This is a genomic window from Paraburkholderia sp. OAS925, from assembly GCF_040543975.1.
Classification (GTDB): Bacteria; Pseudomonadota; Gammaproteobacteria; order Burkholderiales; family Burkholderiaceae; genus Paraburkholderia; species Paraburkholderia graminis.
Map to the genome: position 1 here is coordinate 765,435 of NZ_JBEUNO010000001.1, position 18,399 is coordinate 783,833.

Consider the following 18,399-nt stretch of genomic DNA (forward strand, 5'->3'; position numbering starts at 1 on the left):
CAATGTTTCGGACGATTGTAACGCGCTCGCTACAATACGCGCACAACCACTCACGCAAGTTGCAGACCAGTCAGACATGCCAGAGTTGCCAGAAGTAGAGGTTACCCGACGAGGAATCGAACCGTATGTGTCCGGCCGCAAGGTCGAGCGCGTCGATGTCCGCACGCCCGCGCTGCGGTGGCCGATTCCGGCGGATCTCGCGAAGACTTTGCGCGGCCATGTGGTGCGCAACGTCGAGCGGCGCGGCAAGTATCTGCTGTTCGAAACCGACGCAGGGTGGTTCATCGTGCATCTTGGCATGACCGGCACGCTGCGCGTGCTGCGTCACGTGCCGCATCCGCCGGCCGCGGCGAAGCACGACCACGTCGACTGGATCTTCGACGAGTTCATTTTGCGCTTTCGCGATCCGCGGCGCTTCGGCGCGGTGCTATGGCATCCGCGTGAAGCCGGTGACGTGCTCGGGCATCCGCTGCTCGCGAGCCTCGGCGTCGAGCCGTTCTCGCCGGCCTTCTCCGGCGCGCTGATGCACCGGCTCACGCGCGGGCGCAAGGTCTCGGTGAAGCAGGCGCTGCTGGCGGGCGAAATCGTGGTCGGCGTGGGAAATATCTATGCATCGGAGAGCCTTTTTCGCGCGGGCATTCGGCCGACGACCGCAGCGGGCCGCGTTTCGCTCGTGCGCTATGGACTGCTGGCCGACGCCGTGCGCGTCACGCTTGCCGCGGCGATAGAAAAAGGCGGCAGCACGCTGCGCGATTTTGTCGGCAGCAACGGAGAAAGCGGCTACTTTCAGCTCGATTACTTCGTTTATGATCGCGCGGGGCAGCCTTGCCGCGTGTGCGGTACGCCGATCAGACAGATCGTGCAAGGTCAGCGCTCCACTTACTTTTGTCCCACCTGCCAGCGCTAAATTTCAATGCCCTCCCGCTTAACTCCGCGCTCCGCCGAGCGTTCGTCGCCGTCGGCCGCGCCCGCAGCATCCGCCTCTTCGCTCACGTCCGATTTTTCCTCGCGGCTGGTCGCGTGGCAGCGCAAGCATGGCCGCCATGACCTGCCGTGGCAGAACACGCGCGATGCGTATCGGATCTGGCTGTCGGAAATCATGTTGCAGCAGACGCAGGTGTCGACGGTGATTCCGTACTACGCGAAATTTCTCGCGCGTTTTCCGGATGTCGCCGCACTGGCCGCCGCGCCCGTCGATGACGTGATGGCCTTGTGGGCCGGCCTCGGCTACTACACGCGCGCGCGCAATTTGCACCGCTGCGCGCAGGTGGTGGTCGAGCAGCATGGCGGCGCGTTCCCGGCTTCCGTCGACGAACTCGCGGAATTGCCGGGCATCGGCCGCTCGACGGCGGCGGCGATTGCGTCGTTTGCATTCGGCGCGCGCGCGACGATTCTCGACGGCAACGTGAAGCGCGTGCTCGCGCGAGTGTTCGGCGTCGAAGGTTTTCCGGGCGAGAAGAAGGTCGAGAATGCAATGTGGACGCTGGCGGAATCGCTATTGCCGTCGAATGCATCGGACGACGAAGTCAGCGCGTACACGCAAGGGTTGATGGACCTCGGCGCCACATTGTGCGTGCGCGGCAAGCCCGACTGCTTGCGCTGTCCGTTCGCCGCCGATTGCGTCGCTAACGTAACGGGGCGTCAGCGTGAACTGCCGACGGCGCGTCCGAAGAAAGCCGTGCCGACCCGCCGCACGTGGATGCTCGTGCTGCGCGACGGCAATGCGGTGATGCTCGAAAAGCGTCCGCCCTCGGGTATCTGGGGCGGTTTGTGGAGCTTGCCGGAAGCGGCTGACGAAGCCGCGCTCGCGACTCGTGCGCGCGAGTTCGGCGGCGGCGCCGGTGTTTCATCGCTTGCGCCGCTTGCACCGCTCACGCACGTTTTCACGCACTTCAAGCTGGACATTGAGCCGCGGCTCGCGGAACTGGAGCGAGGCGTCGGCGCGCTCGCCGCGTTGGGCGATGCGGACACCGCCTGGGTCGCATTAAGCGATCTCGATTCGTTCGGCGTGCCCGCGCCCGTGCGGAAACTGCTGGATGGTCTGCAAGGTTCGCTGATCTGACGAATCGCGTCGGCGTGTCTTCAGTAATAGCTAGAGCAGTTGATGCTGCTGCATATAGCGATGAACCACTTCGATGCGCGCGCCGGCGTCCTGCATCTCCATCAGTTTCTGGCGCGCACGCAGCGCGATCGGCAGTACTTCGGCGAGACGGTTCGATACCCACGACGGGTCCTCGAGTCGGAACGGCTCGGCAAACGGCAAGCTTTCCGGATCGCGCTCGCGGATTGTCGCGATAATCCGTTCGAGCACCTCCGCGCACGCGCCGAATTTTGCCAACTGCTGATTGCCTTCGAGCGGCTCGTCTTCCCCGAGCGGCTCGGCCATGCCGACCAGCAAACCGCTGCTTTCCACGCGATGCGACAGCAGCCGGAAGCGCCGCGTGCCGCGTGCGCGGATCAGCAGCATGCCGAACGCTTCGACGTCGCATTCGTCGATTTCGGCGAGACAGCCAATTGATTCGGGTACTGAAGGCTCATTTTCCCGCGCGACTTCGGCGCCGCTTTTCAGCAGACACACGCCGAACGGCGTCTTTTCGCGCAGACAGTCGCGCGCCATGTCGAGGTAGCGCGCTTCGAAAATTTTCAGCGGCAGAATTCCGCCGGGAAACAGAACCGTGTGCAACGGGAACAGCGGCACATCGGCGAGCACAGTGGAAGTAGAGGACATGGCGCAACGCTTCGAGTTAAGGCCGCGCGATGCGGCCGGTTAAGCCACTAACTTCGAAGACGCGCCGGCGTCGACCGGTGCGTCGCGGTGCCGCACGATTACATTCGCTGCATTGGCGAGACGCGCGGCGAGCGTCTCGGCAATGAACACCGAGCGGTGCTGGCCACCCGTGCAACCAATCGCGACTGTCAGATAACTACGGTTGTCGTCGCGGAAATGCGGGAGCCATTTAGCGAGAAACTTCTCAATGTCGTCGATCATTTCATGCACGACCGGCAGCGCGTCCAGAAAATCGATCACCGGTTTGTCGAGGCCCGTGAGCGGGCGCAATTCATGATCGTAGTACGGGTTCGGCAGCGTGCGGACGTCGAACACCAGATCGGCGTCGAGCGGCACGCCGCGTTTGAAGCCGAACGACTCGAACATCAGCACGAGTCCCGCATGCTCCTGTTCGATAAAGCGCTTCACCCATTGCCGCAGCACGTTCGCGCGCAGATTGCTCGTGTCGATCTGATGGCCGAACTCGGCAAGGCCCGCGACAAGTTCACGCTCGCGTTCGATCGCTTCGGCGAGCGACGTCAGCAAACCGACGTCGGCATCATGCGCGGTGGAGCCCGACAGCGGGTGGCGGCGGCGCGTTTCGGAAAAGCGCTGAATCAGCGACTGCGTGCTCGCGTTGAGGAACAGCACGCGCACGTCGTGAGCGCGCGACAGATCGCGGATCATGGCGGGCATGTCGTCGAGCGATGCGCTCGAACGCGCGTCGATCGCGACCGCGAGGCGGTCGTGTCCGTCTTCGGCAAGGTAAGAGGCGAGCTCGGGCAGAAAGCGCGGCGGCAGATTGTCGACGCAGTAATAACCTGCGTCTTCGAGCGCGTTTAGCGCGACGGATTTGCCTGAGCCGGATATGCCGGTGATGAGGATTATGCGCATGAAGTCGTGAAATCGGTCCGTTTCATCATAGCATCTGAGCCCTTTCGCGCGTACCCGCGGACAGCCGCGGGCTGCGGCGTCAACCGGGTCGACATGCCCGCCGACTTAAATCAGTTTGCCGGGAAACTGGCTATCCGGGTCCTGCATGGCGAGACGCTGGCGGTCCATGAAATCGCGCAACGTGTCGATGCCGCGCAGTTGCAGGATCGTGTTGCGCACGGCCGCTTCGACCAGCACCGCGAGGTTGCGGCCGGCCGCCACCTGGATCGTCACCTTGCTGATCGGCAGGCCGAGCACGTCGACGGTTTGGCTTTCCAGCGGCAGCCGCTGGAACTCGCCGTCAGGACGGCGTACCAGTTGCACGATGAGCTTCAGCTTCATTTTGCGGCGCACGGCGGTTTCGCCGAAAATCGTCTTGATGTCGAGCAGGCCCAGGCCGCGCACTTCCAGCAGGTTTTGCAAAAGCGGCGGGCAGCGTCCTTCGACGAAGTCCGGGCCGAGGCGCACGAAATCCACTGCGTCGTCAGCGACGAGGCCGTGACCGCGGCTGATCAGTTCGAGACCAAGCTCGCTCTTACCGAGGCCCGAATCGCCGGTGAGCAGCACGCCCATGCCGAGGATGTCCATGAACACGCCGTGCAACGTGGCGCGCGGCGCAAGAATGCGCGACATGTAAAGGCGCAGGCTGTCGATTACCGCGGCCGCCGACATCGGCGTGGTGAAAAGCGGCGTGGACGAGCGCGTGCAGCGCAGCACCAGTTCCGGCGGCGCGGCAACGCCGCCCGCCACCACGAGGAACGGCGGTTCCAGCGCGATCAGCTCGGCCATGTGGCGCGAGCGGTCTTCGTCGGTCTGGCGTTTGTAGTAGTCGATTTCGGCGTCGCCGAGCACCTGGATCCGGTTCGGATGGATCAGGTTCAAGTGGCCGACGAGGTCGGCGCTCGACGTGGCATTCGCGACCGATTCCGAAGAAAAGCCGCGTTCCCAGCCTTCATGCCCTGTCAGCCAGCTCAGTTTCAGCGTGGCGGCGTTATCGTCGAAAATGCTCTGGGCGTTGATGCTGGACGTGTCCATGAGTCAGTGACTCCAGTGTTGGCCGCTTGCCGGGCACAGCGCGGGCCGCGCTAACGCGCGCCGTGAGCCGGGCCTGGCGATATCCGCACGCGGGCGGTTGGGCGTGCGGATAGGCGGCGTGCGGATGACCGCCGCTGCATCAAGGTTGCCACTGAGTGAGCAGACGATGCAATGATTCGCGGTCTTCTTCCGTGTGCAGGCGCTCGCGGGCCTCGCGGTCGGACAGCAGTTGCGCGATTTCCGAAAGAATTTCGAGGTGCTGCTGCGTGGCCTGTTCGGGCACGAGCAGGAAGATGAGCAGAGAGACCGGCTGACCGTCGGGCGACTCGAAAGGAATGGCCTCGGCCAGGCGGACAAACGCGGCGAGCGGCTGCTTGAGTCCTTTGATCCGGCCGTGCGGAATCGCGACGCCTTCGCCGAGCCCCGTCGATCCGAGGCGCTCGCGCGCAAACAGATTGTCTGTGACCGTGCTGCGGGCGATGCCGTTCTGGTTCTCGAAGATGAGGCCCGCTTGCTCGAACACGCGCTTTTTGCTGGTGACCGATAGTCCGACGACGACGTTCTCGAGGGGAAGAAATTTGGCTAAACGATTCATGTTGACAGGCGAAAACGTGGCCTGGGTTCTCCTCGCTGGGGCGATTGATTGGTGTTCCATTCGTTTGATGCTCACGGCGACGTACGTTGGAGTCCGAAAGCACAGGACTCCGGCACACCGCCTGCATGCGAGCTAGACCCCGATGGTAACCGGAACATTATAGAACAGGGTAGCAGCGTATGGTGCGGCGCGCCATCAATGCGCAATAGGTTCTTTCTTCGGATTGGCCGGCGTGGGTGCAAACGAAAAACGCAATGAAAAACCCAACGAACAACGCAACCAAAGCCCCAACAAAAAACCGCCCGATTGCGGGCGGTTTCGGTGAGCGAACTGAAGCAGTGCTTGCGGATTCGCTTACTGCGGCGGCACGTCCAGTTGCGGTGCCGGTTGATACTTGATCGCTTCGTGCTGATGGCCTTGCAGGCGATCCTTGTGGCGTATCACTTGCCGGTCGAGCTTGTCGATCATCAGATCGATCGCAGCGTAAAGGTCGCTGTCACAGCTCTCGACAAAAATGTCCTTGCCCTTCAGATGCAGGTTGATTTCAACCTTTTGCCGCTTTTCCTTTTCCTTGTGGTTGTCGACCGAGAGGACCACACTGCCGTCGATGACCTGATCGAAATGTCTTAGCACCCTATCCAATTTGGAGATCACGTATTCGCGCAACGCAGGCGTAACTTCGAGGTGGTGTCCACTGATCTGCAGATTCATAGTGCTTCTCCAAGCTAGTGGCCGCTTGGTCCGCACGATGACGTAGGTCCGGTCGATCTGTCGGCTTGCCTGAGTCGCCCCCCGGTGACTGACTTCTGGCAGGTCGCATCGGCCGGCCTGTCCGCCAACTTGCGGAGCGGCCGGTAAATGCCCGCCACGGAAGGCGACGGGCTACAGAGACTTGCGCAGGTTGACTGCCGGGATTCTGAGCGCTTCGCGATATTTCGCCACGGTGCGCCGTGCGACCACGAAGCCCTGTTCCGCCAGCAGTTCGGCTATGCGGCTGTCTGAGAGAGGCGTTTTTGCGTTTTCCGCTCCTATCAGTTGCTTGATGAGCGCGCGAATGGCGGTTGAAGACGCCGCGCCGCCCGTATCTGTCGAAACATGCGAACCGAAGAAGTATTTGAACTCGAGCGTCCCGAACGGGGTGAGCATGTACTTACCGGTTGTCACACGCGAGACAGTCGACTCGTGTAGGCCCAGCGTATCAGCAATTTCCCGCAAAACCAAGGGGCGCATGGCAATTTCGCCGTGCACAAAAAAGCTCTTTTGACGCTCGACAATGGCTTGCGCGACCCGCAGGATCGTCTCGAAACGCTGCTGGATATTCTTGATCAGCCAGCGCGCTTCCTGCAGTTGCTGGCGCAACGAACCGCTGCCCGGATCGCCCCGGTTATTGCGCAAAATGTTGGCGTACAGGTGGTTGATGCGCAGCTTCGGCACGACCTCGGGATTGAGTTCGGCCTGCCAGCCCTGGGCGGTTTTGCGCACCATGATGTCCGGCACCACGTAATCCGCTTCGGCCTTGCCATACGCTGCGCCGGGAAACGGTTCGAGCGAGCGGATCAGCATGTGCGCGTCGCGCAGATCGTCGTCGTTTGCCTTCAGATGCTTGCGCAGACGCGTGAAATCGCGCGCCGCAAGCAGTTCCAGATAATGGCTGACGATGTCGAGCGCAAGCGCCCGCGTAGGCGAGGGTTCGAGCCGCAACAATTGCAGCTTCAGGCATTCGGACGCGGAACGCGCGCCGACGCCCGCGGGGTCGAAACTGTGCAGCAGCGCGAGCGCCGCATTCATTTCGTCCAGGTCGACTTCGAGTTCTTCGGGCAAGTCGGCGAGCACTTCTTCAAGCGTGGCGGCAAGATAGCCGTCGTCGTCGAGCGACTCGATCAGGAAGGTGACGAGCGCGCGGTCGCGCTGACCGGCCTGCGTGACGCGCAGTTGCGCCATCAGGTGATCGCGCAGCGAAGTACTCGATTCGTGAATTTGCAGCGGCGGCAAATCGTCGTCGTCGGAGGCGTTGCCGGAGCGGCCGTAGTCGTCGAGATTCCATTGCGACGCGTCGCCGTTGCCGTCGCCCGAGAGGCCGTTGTATTCGTCCACGCCTTGCGGCTCGCCGTTCTCCGAGCGCTCACTGCTGCTGGACGACGAGCCATTGCCGCCCATCTGCTCGGGCGGCGCGGACGAACTGGGCGCCTGCGTGATCAGAGAGCCGTCGGACGCCACGCGCAGCGGGCTCGCGATCCAGTCGTCCTCGTTCTCGAGGAGCGGATTCTGCGAGATCGCCGTTGCCACTTCCTGCTGCAGTTCGAGCGTGGACAGCTGAAGCAGCCGGATGGACTGCTGCAGTTGCGGGGTCAACGCAAGATGCTGCGATAGGCGGAGTTGGAGGCTGGCTTTCATGGCAAGTTCAGATTCATTGTAGAGAGTTTGCCACGACCGCGATACCTTGCGAATTCGCAATTACCAATGCGTCCGCTTTCGACGGCGCCCGACGCGAGCCGCCCAGCTCGAAAACGAGCCGGAAACAACGCAAGGGGCCGACAACGCGCGCGGCGCCGCCGGTTCCCTGCGCCTTTACATGCGGAAATGCTCGCCCAGATAGACGCGCCGCACGCTTTCGTTTTCGATGATTTCGCTTGGCGCGCCGGCGGCGAGCACGCTGCCGTCGCTGATGATGTAAGCGTGGTCGCAGATGCCGAGCGTTTCACGCACGTTGTGATCGGTGATTAGCACGCCAATATTGCGCTGCTTCAGAAATTTAACGATCTTCTGGATTTCCAGCACCGCGATCGGGTCGACGCCCGCGAACGGTTCGTCGAGCAGAATAAAGCTCGGATTCGTGGCGAGCGCCCGCGCGATTTCCACGCGGCGGCGCTCGCCGCCCGACAGCGAAAGCGCCGGATTTTCACGCAAATGCGCGATTTGCAGTTCGTCCAGCAGCGCTTCAGTGCGGTTCGTGATGGCGTCTTTGGACAGGCGCTTGCCGTTGTCCTCGTGCTGCAGTTCGAGCACCGCGCGAATATTTTCCTCGACGGAAAGCTTGCGGAACACCGAGGCTTCCTGCGGCAGATACGACAGCCCGAGCGAAGCGCGCTTGTGGATGGGCAAGAGGCTGATCGACTTGCCGTCCAGGTCGATTTCGCCGGCATCGAGCGGCACGAGGCCGACGATCATATAGAACGACGTGGTCTTGCCCGCGCCGTTCGGACCGAGCAGGCCGACCACTTCGCCGCTTTTCACATCGAGCGAAACGTCTTTGACGACCGTGCGCGAACCGTAGCGCTTTTTCAGATTCCGTACGACCAGCGAACTACTCGTACCTGCGGGCTTGCGATTGGGTAGGGACGCGGAGGTGCTCACTGATTCGGCGCTCCCTGAATCGTGGTGGACGGCGCGAGCGTGGCCGATGCGCCGTTCAGCGGCGCAGCGCCGCCGTTGCGCGGCGACAGCATCGCGCGCACGCGGCCGCTCGGATTGCCCGGGCCGGCGACGTCCTTGCCCGCCTTCGCGGTATAGAAGTCTTTCTGGCCGTCATACGTGATGACGCTGCCGTGCACCTGATCGATCACGGTGGACAGACCCTGCAGGCGCTTGACGGTCGCATTCGTGGTAAGCGTGGTCAGATCCTGCTTGCCGTCGTAGTCGATACGAATAGCCGTGCCTTCGATGTATTCGTCCAGACCTTCGCGCTTCTGGCGGAAGTACGACAGATTGCCGCCGCTCGACGTGCCGGTCGCGTACTGATAGCCCTGCGGGTCTTGCGTCACTTCGACGCGATCGGCCTTGATCACGATCGTGCCCTTGGTGGCGACCACATGGCCGGTGAAGATGTTGACCTGCTTCAGGTCGTCGTAAGTCATGTTGTCCGCTTCGATGTTGAGCGGCTTGTCCTTGTCGGCGCGGTCCGCGTGCGCGAGCGGCGCGAAGCCGGCGAGCGGCAAGGCGACCAGGAGCGCAGCGAGTCCGGCGCGGCACGCCGACACGGCGCGCGAGCGGCCGGTATCAAAACGGGGGAACGATTCGTTCATGCAGTCACGCCTGGAATGGATTTACCCGGGTTGCTTGGGCGAGCTGCCGCCGGCGTCGGACGCGGCGATCGCGCCTTTTACGTTGCCGAAGAGCTTCATCACCCGGGTGACGTTGTTGTAGTTCATGCCGCTGGCGGTCATCACGGACACGCCGCGCTGAAGTTTAACCGGCTTTTCTGTCTCGATCACATCGTCGTTGACGAGCACGCGGAAATGCTCGGAATCGGCCTGCATCTGCGGATCGCCGTAGCCTGCGGAGCGCAGAATGCGGGCGTTGCCGTACAGATCGACGATGGACGCGTCGCCGTTCACCTTGCCCGTGTCGCCGGTCGCGGTCACAACCGGCTTGCCGGGCTGGAACGCGCGCATCGCGGGCTTCACGAGATCGCTCAGTTCGTCGTCTTCGTAATGAATCAGCGACTGCGCGGTCAGGCGATATTGCGTCGAGCCCGACTGGTCGAGTTCGGACACCGAGAAGTTGTCGGCGAAGTAGTCCGGCGTGTGCTCCTTGGGACGCACCACGCCTTCGTTTTGCCGCGGCAACGTGGCCTGCAAAAGCCACCACGTGATGCCCGCGAGCGCGGCCATCGCGACGAGCGGAATCAGCGAAGTCAGGCGAAACTGGTTGTTCATCCCACGAGGCCTCGCGTTTCGCCGCTGCAGGCGGCCGCGAGCAGCGCCTCGTACTTGTGCTGGGCGCGCAGTAGGGTGTCGCAGACTTCGCGTGCCGCGCCGTGACCGCCGCGCGCCTCGCTGACCCAATGCGCCCGCGCGATCACTTCAGGATGCGAATTGGCGGGCGCCGCCGCGAAGCCGACCTTCAGCATCACGCCGAGATCGACCCAGTCGTCGCCCATGTAGCCGCATTCGTCGGCGCTCATGCCGGTTGCTTCGAGCAGATCGGCGAATGCCTGCGGCTTGTTGTCGATGCCCTGATACACATGCGTGATGTGCATTTCCTTCGCGCGCGCCGCGACGATGCCCGACTTGCGGCCGGTGATGATCGCCGTTTCAATGCCGGCCTGGCGCAGCAGCTTCATGCCGTGGCCGTCCATGGAATTGAAGGCTTTCATCGTGTCGCCTTCCGCCGTGAAAAGCAGGCCGCCGTCGGTCAGCACGCCGTCGACGTCGAAAATCATCAGCTTCACGCGGCTCGCGCGTTCGGTAGCGGTAGGGGGCGCGACGGCCATCAGATCACCTTCTTCGAGAACAGGTCGTGCATGTTGAGCGCGCCGATCAGCTTGCCCGCTTCGTCGACGACCAGCATCTGATTGATGCGATGGCGCTCCATCAGTTCCACGGCTTCGACCGCGAGATGATCTGGACCGATGGTGCGCGGATCGGCGGTCATGACGGCGGCGATGGACAGCGCGCGGAAATCGCCGTCGCGCTCCAGCACGCGGCGCAAATCGCCGTCGGTGAAAATGCCTTTTACGCGGTCTTCCTGATCGACAATCGCGGTCATGCCCATGCGCTTCGCGGTCAACTGGAACAGCGCGTCGCGCACGGTGGCTTCAGGCGTGACCTTCGGCACCTGGTCGCCGGTGCGCATGACGTCGCTGACATACGTGAGCAGGCGGCGGCCGAGCGCGCCGCCCGGATGCGAGCGCGCGAAATCGTCGCGGCCGAAACCCCGCGCGTCGAGCACCGCGACGGCGAGCGCGTCGCCGAGCGCAAGCGCTGCGGTGGTGCTCGCGGTGGGCGCAAGATTCATCGGACACGCTTCTTTCGCGACGCCGGAATTCAGATGCACGTCGGCCAGTTTCGCCAGACTCGACGACGGCCGGCCGGTCATCGCAATCAGCTTCGCGCCGATCCGTTTGATGAGCGGCAGAATCGCCACGAGTTCTTCGGTTTCACCGGAATTGGACAGCGCGAGGAAGACGTCGTCGGCGGTGACCATGCCGAGATCGCCGTGGCTTGCTTCTGCCGGATGCACGAAGAAAGCCGGCGTACCCGTGCTCGCGAGCGTGGCCGCGAGCTTGCGCGCCACATGTCCCGACTTGCCGATGCCCGAGACCACCACGCGCCCACGGCAACCCAGGATGAAGTCGACCGCGCCGACGAACGCGTCGTCGAGCTGATCGCGAAGCGCGCGCACGGCGTCCGCTTCGATGTCGAGCACGTCGCGAGCGAGCGCGAGTGCCCGGTCGCCATTGATTTTCGCTATCATTCGCGAAGTATAGCAAAGGCGCCTGTTCGCCGCGCCGGGCCTGCTGTGCAAAGCCGCTGCCTCCATTGCCCGCTTTATCGCCCTGTATAACGGCCCCTCAACCTTGTCGCACGGCGTGTTCCGTGCGCGGTTCCGCTGACGAACGAGGACGCTTTACCCATGCGTTTTTGCCGATGATTTCCCCGCTGGAGATGACGCTGTTCCTGCTGCTGGCATCAGTGGCGGGCGTGGTGGTTTTTCGCTTTCTGAATCTTCCGCCGATGCTCGGCTATCTGACCGTCGGCATTCTTGTCGGGCCGAATGCGCTCGGTCTCGTTCCCGATTCGGTCGGCGCGCAGAATCTCGCCGAATTCGGCGTCGTGTTCCTGATGTTTTCCATCGGCCTCGAGTTCTCGCTTGCGAAGCTGCGCTCGATGCGCCGCCTCGTCTTCGGGCTCGGCCTGTTGCAGGTGCTCGGCACGATCGTGGTCGCGGTCTCGCTCGGTTTCGCGTTCGAGCGCTGGGTGCATATCAAGTGGCAGGCGAGCATTGCACTCGGCGGCGCGCTCGCGATGTCGTCGACGGCCATTGTCAGCAAGATGCTCGCGGAGCGCCTCGAGATCGAGACCGAGCACGGCCGCAATATCTTCGGCGTGCTGCTGTTTCAGGATCTCGCGGTGGTGCCGCTCCTCATCATCATCTCGGCGCTGGGCGGCGATTCGAAAGACCTGATGAACGCGCTCGGCATCGCGGCGATCAAGATCGTCGTCGCGTTGTCGCTGCTGTTGATCGTCGGTCAGAAGTTCATGACGCGCTGGTTCAACGTGGTCGCGCGGCGGCGCTCGCAGGAACTGTTCATTCTCAATCTGTTGCTCGTCACGCTCGGCTCCGCGTTCATCACGGACAAGTTCGGTCTTTCGCTTGCGCTCGGCGCGTTTATCGCCGGCATGCTGATCGCGGAGACGCCGTATCGTCATCAGGTGGAAGAAGACATCAAGCCGTTTCGCGACGTGCTGCTCGGGCTCTTCTTCGTCACGACCGGCATGCTGCTGAATCCGCGTGTGATCTGGGAGCATCCGCTGATCGTGCTCGGCTTCCTGATCGGGCCGACCTTGCTGAAGGCGGTGATGATCACCGGGCTTTCGCGTCTGTTCGGCGCGTCGCCGGGCGTCGCCATGCGCACGGGTCTCGGCCTCGCGCAAGCCGGCGAATTCGGCTTCGTGCTGCTGAATCTGATTCTCGACAAACATCTCGTCGACGCCACGCTGTTGCAGGCCATTCTCGCCGCGATGTTGCTCTCGATGCTCGCCGCGCCGTTCCTGATCCAGAACGCGGACCGCATCGTGCTGCGCCTGTCTTCGACCGAATGGATGATGCAGTCGCTGCAGATGACGCGCATCGCCACGCAGAGCCTGAAGCAAAGCGGCCACGTGATCATTTGCGGCTACGGCCGCGCGGGGCAGAACCTTGCGCGCATGCTCGAACATGAAGGTCTTTCGTACGTCGCGCTGGACCTCGACCCGGATCGCGTGCAAGCGGCGGCGACGGCGGGCGAATCGGTCGTGTTCGGCGATGCCGGGCGGCGCGAGTCGCTGCTCGCGGCCGGCATTCACCGCGCCGCGGCGATCGCGATCACGTATGCGAACACGCCGTCGGCATTGCGCGTGCTGCACAACATTCATGAACTTGAGCCGACCTTGCCGGTCATCGTTCGTACCGTCGACGACGCCGATCTGGAAAAGCTGCTGGCCGCAGGCGCAACCGAGGTGATTCCGGAGATTGTCGAAGGCAGTCTGATGCTCGCATCGCACACGCTGGTGGTGATGGGCGTGCCGATGCGCCGCGTGGTGCGCCGCGTCGAGGAAATGCGCGACGAGCGCTATGCGCTGCTGCGCGGCTATTTCCACGGCGCCGACGACATGGACGACGACGACGGTCACGAACAGGTGCGGCTACAATCGGTCCCGGTCGATACGAATGCCGACGCGGTCGGCCGCACGCTGGCGGAGCTGGGCCTTTACGAACTCGGTGTCGAAGTCACGGCGATTCGCCGGCACGGCATTCGCGGTGTGGAGCCCGATCCGTCGACCAAGCTGCGCGCGAGCGACATCGTCGTGTTGCGCGGCTTGCCGGAGCAACTGGCGCAGGCCGAGGAGCGGCTCTCGAAACACCGCCGCGCGGGCGCCGCCGCGGCATAGCGAATGCGCGGCACGGTCCGCGCGTCCAGCATCGATTCAGCTTTTCATTGGGCCTTACGCGGTCCATCCGGAGACATCATGTCAAACGCGCTTGCGAGCGCGCCGCTCGACGCGGCCGACTACATCAAGAGCCACATTCGCACGGTTCAGGACTGGCCGCAGGCCGGCGTGCAGTTTCGCGACATCACGCCGCTGTTGCGTGAGCCGAGGTCGCTGCGGGTGCTGATCGACCTCTTCGTGCAGCGTTATATCGATGCGAAGCTCGACTACATCGCCGGGCTCGACGCGCGCGGTTTCATCATCGGGCCGATTCTCGCGTACGAGCTGAACCTCGGCTTCATTCCGATCCGTAAGGAGGGCAAACTGCCCTACAAGCGCGCGTCGCAATCGTACGAGCTCGAATACGGCACGGCCACCGTGGAAATTCACGAGGACGCGTGCAAGCCGGGCGACCGCGTGTTGATCGTCGACGATCTGATCGCGACCGGCGGCACGATGATGGCCGGCAAGATTCTGCTCGAGCGGCTCGGCGCAGTGGTCGTTGAAGGCGCGGCGATTATCGACTTGCCCGAGCTTGGCGGCTCGAAGCTGCTCGCGGGCGGCGGCCTGCCGCTTTATACCGTGACGAGTTTCGACGGTCATTGAGCGCGGCGCCACGCCGCTGTGTGCGCCTTGCTGTCCGCATAAAGAAAGGTAGGTAAGAACGATGCCCAACTTCGCCTTGTTCCTCGCCACATCGATTGCGATCACGATGGCGCCCGGTCCCGACAATCTGCAAGTGCTCGCGCGCGGCATCTCGCAGGGCCGCGCCGCGGGTCTCGTCGCGGCGCTCGGCTTTGCGACGGGCATCACGTTCCACACGACACTGGCCGCGCTCGGCGTGGCTGCGTTGCTGCGCTCGTCGCCGCTCGCGTTTGAGGCCATCAAACTGGCCGGCGCCGCGTATCTCGTGTGGATCGGCATCAAGGCGCTGCGCAGCCAGGGCCTCGCGACCGCTCACGAACGCGCGCCGCAACCGTTGATGACCGTGTTCCGTCAAAGCGTGCTCGGCAATCTGCTCAATCCGAAAGTGACGCTGTTCTTTGTCGTGTTCCTGCCGCAATTCGTGCAGACCGGCGGTGCACAAAACGGTGCACAAAGCGTCACGGTGCAGATGCTGGAACTCGGCGCGCTTTTCATGTTGCAGACGCTCGTGGTGTTTTCGCTGTTCGGCGTGTGCGCGGGAATGATCGGCGGATGGCTGAGGCGGCGGCCGCGCGTGGGTGTGTGGCTCGACCGTCTTGCGGGCGCTACGTTTATTGCACTGGGAATTCGCGTCACGTTGCGCGACTAATCAGCTACGCGGCTGACGACGTGCCGCACTTGTCGTCCAGCCTCGCTGGAAAAAATGTGGAGTGTCGAATGAGTTTGCCTTGCCTCGTTGCCGCGCGCCGCTTCGATGCTCACGCGCATCTGCCGCTCTGGATCGACGCCGAGCAGGTCGGCTGGATTCGTTCGGACGACGTACGTTTGCTCGCGCGCTGGCCCGACGTGTTCGAGATCGACGATGCGCGCGTGAAGCTCGCGCCGGCCTTCAACACAGTCGATCTGCGCAGCGCGGCGCTCGGTTCGGTGATCGGCGCTCTTGCCGCCGACGGGCGCATTCCAGGCTGGCGCAACGAGACCTACGCGATCCGCAACGCGTTCGACGCGCGGCCGCTCGCGTACATCGAGCGCGCGGCGTCGCGCTTCTTCGGCACGACGACGTACGCGGTGCATCTGAACGGCGTCGTAGAATATGCGGACGGCGGCGCGCCGGGATTGTGGATCGCGCGCCGCAGCGACACCAAGGCGACCGATCCGGGCATGCTCGACAATGTCGTGGCGGGCGGAATCGGTTGGGGTTTCAGCGTCGAGACGACGATCGTCAAGGAATGCTGGGAAGAAGCCGGCATTCCCGAGGAAATCGCCGTGCGCGCCGTGGCGGGGCGCACCGCTTATGTGCTGCAATCGTTGCCGGAAGGCACGCAGGCCGAGCAGATTTTCATCTACGACCTCGCGCTGCCGGCCGATTTTGCGCCGCGTAATCAGGACGGCGAAGTCGGTGAGCATCGCCTTGCCCGCATCGACGAAGTGGCGCGCTGGATCGAGGAAGGTGCGATGACCGTCGACGCGAGTCTCGCCACGCTCGATTGCCTGCTGCGTCGCCGCTGGATCGACGAAGAGGCGTGCCAGGGAATAGAGGCGCTGTTTACGCCGCCCGTAACTGGTTGACAGCGGCGGGTGATAGCAGCGCGGCGCGAGATGCCTAACGTTGAAACCAGCTACACCGAACAAACCACGCATTGAAGAAGGGAGTCACCCAGGTCATGTCGACCGATCACAGCTTTATCCTCAAACTGTCGTGCGCCGATCGGCCCGGCATCGTCCACGCCGTGTCGGGCTTTCTGTTCGAGCGCGGCAGCAATATTCTCGACTCCGCGCAGTTCGGCGACAGCCGCACCGGCGAGTTCTTCATGCGCGTGCATTTCCAGCAGGTGGGCGGCGATCCGGGGCTCGACGCATTGCGCGTGTCATTCGCGGCGCTTGCCGAGCACTTCGGTATGAACTGGGAGTTGCACGATGCATCGGTGAAGCCGCGCGTCGTGATAATGGTGTCGAAGATCGGCCATTGCCTGAACGACCTGCTGTTCCGCTACCGCACCGGTCAGTTGAACATCGAGATTCCGGCGATCATCTCGAATCACAAGGAGTTCTATCAGCTCGCCGCCAGCTACGACATTCCGTTCCATCATTTTCCGCTGCTGGGCGGCACGCCCGAGGCCAAGGCGGCGCAGGAAGCGCGCGCGCTCGAAGTGATCGACGAGCATCAGGCGGATCTCGTCGTGCTCGCGCGCTACATGCAGATTTTGTCGCCGAAGCTGTGCGAAGCGCTCGCCGGACGCGCGATCAACATTCATCACTCGTTCCTGCCGAGCTTCAAGGGCGCGAAGCCGTATTACCAGGCGTTCGACCGCGGCGTGAAGCTGATCGGCGCAACCGCGCACTACGTGACGACCGATCTGGACGAAGGTCCGATCATCGAGCAGGAAGTGGAGCGCGTGGACCACAGCATGACGCCGGAGCAGTTGACGGCGATTGGCCGCGACGTCGAATGCGTGACGCTCGCGCGCGCGGTGAAGTGGCACGTCGAGCATCGGGTGGTGTTGAACGGGAGTAAGACGGTGGTGTTTCGGTAGGAGGTTGGGGCCGCTGCCGCGGCTCGGCGTGATGTTGAGCGTCGCGGCGGCGCACCTTCGTTGTAATTCAAATGAAGCCGGTGCGTTTCGCACAATGCGTACGAACGTGTTAACGATGCGCAGTGCCAAGGCGTGGCGCTTGAAGATGCCGCCGCGATGAATTGCTCTCCTCCCGCCGCCTTATTCCGACGCCACCTCTTCCCGTGACCGCTCCGGCATCCGGTCGGCGTTGCGCGCGACTGGCGCTCTCTGAGTTTCCTCCACGCTCTGAGCCTTCCTCGCCTTTACCGCCGCCCCTCGGCGCGCATTCAGCTTCCTTAGCCAGATCAGCAATCCAGTCGCGCTCAGCACGGCCACTGCGATGCCGACCGCGCTAATCAATATCCGTCCGCCGACACCGAGAATACGACCCGAGTGCAGCGGAAATTGAACCTGCATGAAGATGTCGCCGGCCGTGCCCTTGCCGGGAATCTGCTTGCCGAGCAGTTTGCCGGTGGCCGCGTCCCAGTACATCCACGGGTTGCCGAGGCCCATGTCGCCGTGATCGTTGCCCGTCTCGTAGAAGCCCACGCCGTAGGTGTGCAGGAACTCCGCGTAGTACATGCCGCCCGGCGGCACGGCGATGTGCTGCGCCTTGCCGGCTTCTTCGGCGAGTTGCACGATGCGCTCGCGACTCAGCACGCCGTGGCTGGGCTTGGGCGCGCGGACGATCTCCGGGTTGTTGATCGGGTCCGGCGTCAGCGTCGAAAACATCGACACGATGGGGCGCACAACGGGTGCGGCGAGGTTCATCGACACCGACGTCAGCGCGACGATCATGAGCAGGCCCCAGATCCACACGCCGCCCGAGCGATGCAGGTCGAAGGTGAGCGCATAGCCGCCGCGCCCGAAGCGGAACGCGAGCGACTTGCGCCACGCCTTGAGACTCGGAAACGACAGGCCGAGCGCAATGACGCTGTCGAACAGCCAGACGATGCCGACCACGCCCATCAGCCAGACGCCGGCATCGACGCCGCCGGTAAACGGCAAATGCAGCGTGTAGTGCAGCTTGTAAATGAACGGAATCAGGTTGATGCGCGACAGGGAAAAGGCGCCCCATTCGCGGCGCCCCTGCACGTCGCCGGTGGCCGGATCGACGGCGATCTGGTTGAAGTCCAGCTTGTACGGCGCTCGCGTGGCCGGGTCGATGCGCGGCAGCACCATCATCTGCAACGTATGGCCGGGCTCGGCCGCGAGCGGCAGATACGTCACTTGCACGCGCGGATCGGCAGCCTCGACGCGCCGCGCGAGTTCCAGCCCCGACAACGCCGGCCCTGGCGTGCGCGCCTCGAAGAAGGACGGGTTGAGCGCGGCGTCGAGTTCGTGATCCCACGCGATCACCGCGCCGGTCAATCCCGCGACGAACAGGAACAGCGCCGTGGCCACGCCGAACCAGCGATGCAGGCGAACGAACTGGCGCCTCATGAGCGGGCCAACGAA

At 63.4% G+C, this 18,399-nt stretch carries 19 protein-coding genes; 7 read left to right on the forward strand and 12 right to left on the reverse strand.

Annotated features, from left to right (window positions below; translation table 11 throughout):
- Positions 1-76: 76 nt before the first annotated feature.
- Positions 77-907, forward strand: coding sequence for a bifunctional DNA-formamidopyrimidine glycosylase/DNA-(apurinic or apyrimidinic site) lyase (gene mutM / locus ABIE53_RS03435; protein WP_006048033.1), 831 nt, complete (start codon positions 77-79; stop codon positions 905-907).
- A 6-nt stretch (positions 908-913) separates the two neighbouring features.
- Positions 914-2,062 carry an A/G-specific adenine glycosylase gene (mutY, locus tag ABIE53_RS03440; protein WP_181324950.1) on the forward strand — a complete coding sequence of 383 codons (1,149 nt, stop codon included), beginning with the start codon at positions 914-916 and terminating at the stop codon, positions 2,060-2,062.
- A 30-nt stretch (positions 2,063-2,092) separates the two neighbouring features.
- On the opposite strand, the gene ABIE53_RS03445 is transcribed toward mutY, so the two are convergent.
- The 11 genes from ABIE53_RS03445 to kdsD all read right to left on the reverse strand — a co-directional run bounded on the left by ABIE53_RS03445 (position 2,093) and on the right by kdsD (position 11,525).
- The gene (locus ABIE53_RS03445) at positions 2,093-2,728 is read right to left on the reverse strand and encodes an LON peptidase substrate-binding domain-containing protein (RefSeq protein ID WP_006048031.1); all 636 of its coding nucleotides are present in this window, start codon (positions 2,726-2,728) and stop codon (positions 2,093-2,095) included.
- A 39-nt stretch (positions 2,729-2,767) separates the two neighbouring features.
- Positions 2,768-3,661, reverse strand: coding sequence for an RNase adapter RapZ (gene rapZ, locus ABIE53_RS03450; RefSeq protein ID WP_006048030.1), 894 nt, complete (start codon positions 3,659-3,661; stop codon positions 2,768-2,770).
- Between the two features lie 105 nt (positions 3,662-3,766).
- Entirely contained in the window at positions 3,767-4,735 is a 969-nt protein-coding gene (gene hprK / locus ABIE53_RS03455; protein WP_006048029.1) for an HPr(Ser) kinase/phosphatase, read from the reverse strand.
- Positions 4,736-4,874: 139 nt separating this feature from the next.
- Entirely contained in the window at positions 4,875-5,390 is a 516-nt protein-coding gene (locus ABIE53_RS03460; protein WP_006048028.1) for a PTS sugar transporter subunit IIA, read from the reverse strand.
- Positions 5,391-5,684: 294 nt separating this feature from the next.
- Positions 5,685-6,041 carry a ribosome hibernation-promoting factor, HPF/YfiA family gene (gene hpf, locus ABIE53_RS03465; RefSeq protein WP_006048027.1) on the reverse strand — a complete coding sequence of 119 codons (357 nt, stop codon included), beginning with the start codon at positions 6,039-6,041 and terminating at the stop codon, positions 5,685-5,687.
- Between the two features lie 171 nt (positions 6,042-6,212).
- Entirely contained in the window at positions 6,213-7,724 is a 1,512-nt protein-coding gene (locus ABIE53_RS03470) for an RNA polymerase factor sigma-54 (protein WP_006048026.1), read from the reverse strand.
- 174 nt (positions 7,725-7,898) lie between these two features.
- Complete coding sequence (lptB, locus tag ABIE53_RS03475; protein ID WP_029969704.1) at positions 7,899-8,684, reverse strand: LPS export ABC transporter ATP-binding protein; 786 nt, start codon at positions 8,682-8,684, stop codon at positions 7,899-7,901.
- The gene (gene lptA, locus ABIE53_RS03480) at positions 8,681-9,352 is read right to left on the reverse strand and encodes a lipopolysaccharide transport periplasmic protein LptA (protein ID WP_006048024.1); all 672 of its coding nucleotides are present in this window, start codon (positions 9,350-9,352) and stop codon (positions 8,681-8,683) included. Before lptA ends, lptB begins: the two co-directional genes overlap by 4 nt.
- A 21-nt stretch (positions 9,353-9,373) precedes the next feature.
- Positions 9,374-9,985, reverse strand: a complete 612-nt coding sequence (lptC, locus tag ABIE53_RS03485; RefSeq protein WP_006048023.1) for an LPS export ABC transporter periplasmic protein LptC — start codon at positions 9,983-9,985, stop codon at positions 9,374-9,376.
- The gene (locus ABIE53_RS03490) at positions 9,982-10,542 is read right to left on the reverse strand and encodes a KdsC family phosphatase (RefSeq protein ID WP_006048022.1); all 561 of its coding nucleotides are present in this window, start codon (positions 10,540-10,542) and stop codon (positions 9,982-9,984) included. The genes lptC and ABIE53_RS03490 overlap by 4 nt, the downstream gene beginning before the upstream one ends.
- On the reverse strand, positions 10,542-11,525 hold the full coding sequence (gene kdsD, locus ABIE53_RS03495) for an arabinose 5-phosphate isomerase KdsD (RefSeq protein WP_029969706.1): 984 nt from the start codon (positions 11,523-11,525) through the stop codon (positions 10,542-10,544). Before kdsD ends, ABIE53_RS03490 begins: the two co-directional genes overlap by 1 nt.
- Positions 11,526-11,698: 173 nt before the next feature.
- Here kdsD and ABIE53_RS03500 point away from each other — a divergent pair, with 173 nt between their 5' ends.
- From ABIE53_RS03500 to purU, 5 genes are all read left to right on the forward strand, one after another.
- Complete coding sequence (locus tag ABIE53_RS03500) at positions 11,699-13,702, forward strand: monovalent cation:proton antiporter family protein (RefSeq protein ID WP_006048020.1); 2,004 nt, start codon at positions 11,699-11,701, stop codon at positions 13,700-13,702.
- Positions 13,703-13,780: 78 nt separating this feature from the next.
- Positions 13,781-14,347, forward strand: coding sequence for an adenine phosphoribosyltransferase (locus ABIE53_RS03505; RefSeq protein ID WP_006048019.1), 567 nt, complete (start codon positions 13,781-13,783; stop codon positions 14,345-14,347).
- Positions 14,348-14,408: 61 nt separating this feature from the next.
- Positions 14,409-15,035 carry a LysE family translocator gene (locus ABIE53_RS03510; protein ID WP_107710490.1) on the forward strand — a complete coding sequence of 209 codons (627 nt, stop codon included), beginning with the start codon at positions 14,409-14,411 and terminating at the stop codon, positions 15,033-15,035.
- Between the two features lie 68 nt (positions 15,036-15,103).
- Entirely contained in the window at positions 15,104-15,955 is an 852-nt protein-coding gene (locus ABIE53_RS03515; protein ID WP_192700007.1) for an NUDIX hydrolase, read from the forward strand.
- A gap of 95 nt (positions 15,956-16,050) precedes the next feature.
- Entirely contained in the window at positions 16,051-16,920 is an 870-nt protein-coding gene (gene purU, locus ABIE53_RS03520; protein WP_114155769.1) for a formyltetrahydrofolate deformylase, read from the forward strand.
- A gap of 180 nt (positions 16,921-17,100) precedes the next feature.
- Here the strand turns inward: purU and ABIE53_RS03525 are convergent, their stop codons facing one another.
- Positions 17,101-18,384 carry a PepSY-associated TM helix domain-containing protein gene (locus tag ABIE53_RS03525; protein ID WP_114155770.1) on the reverse strand — a complete coding sequence of 428 codons (1,284 nt, stop codon included), beginning with the start codon at positions 18,382-18,384 and terminating at the stop codon, positions 17,101-17,103.
- Between the last annotated feature and the right edge of the window lie 15 nt (positions 18,385-18,399).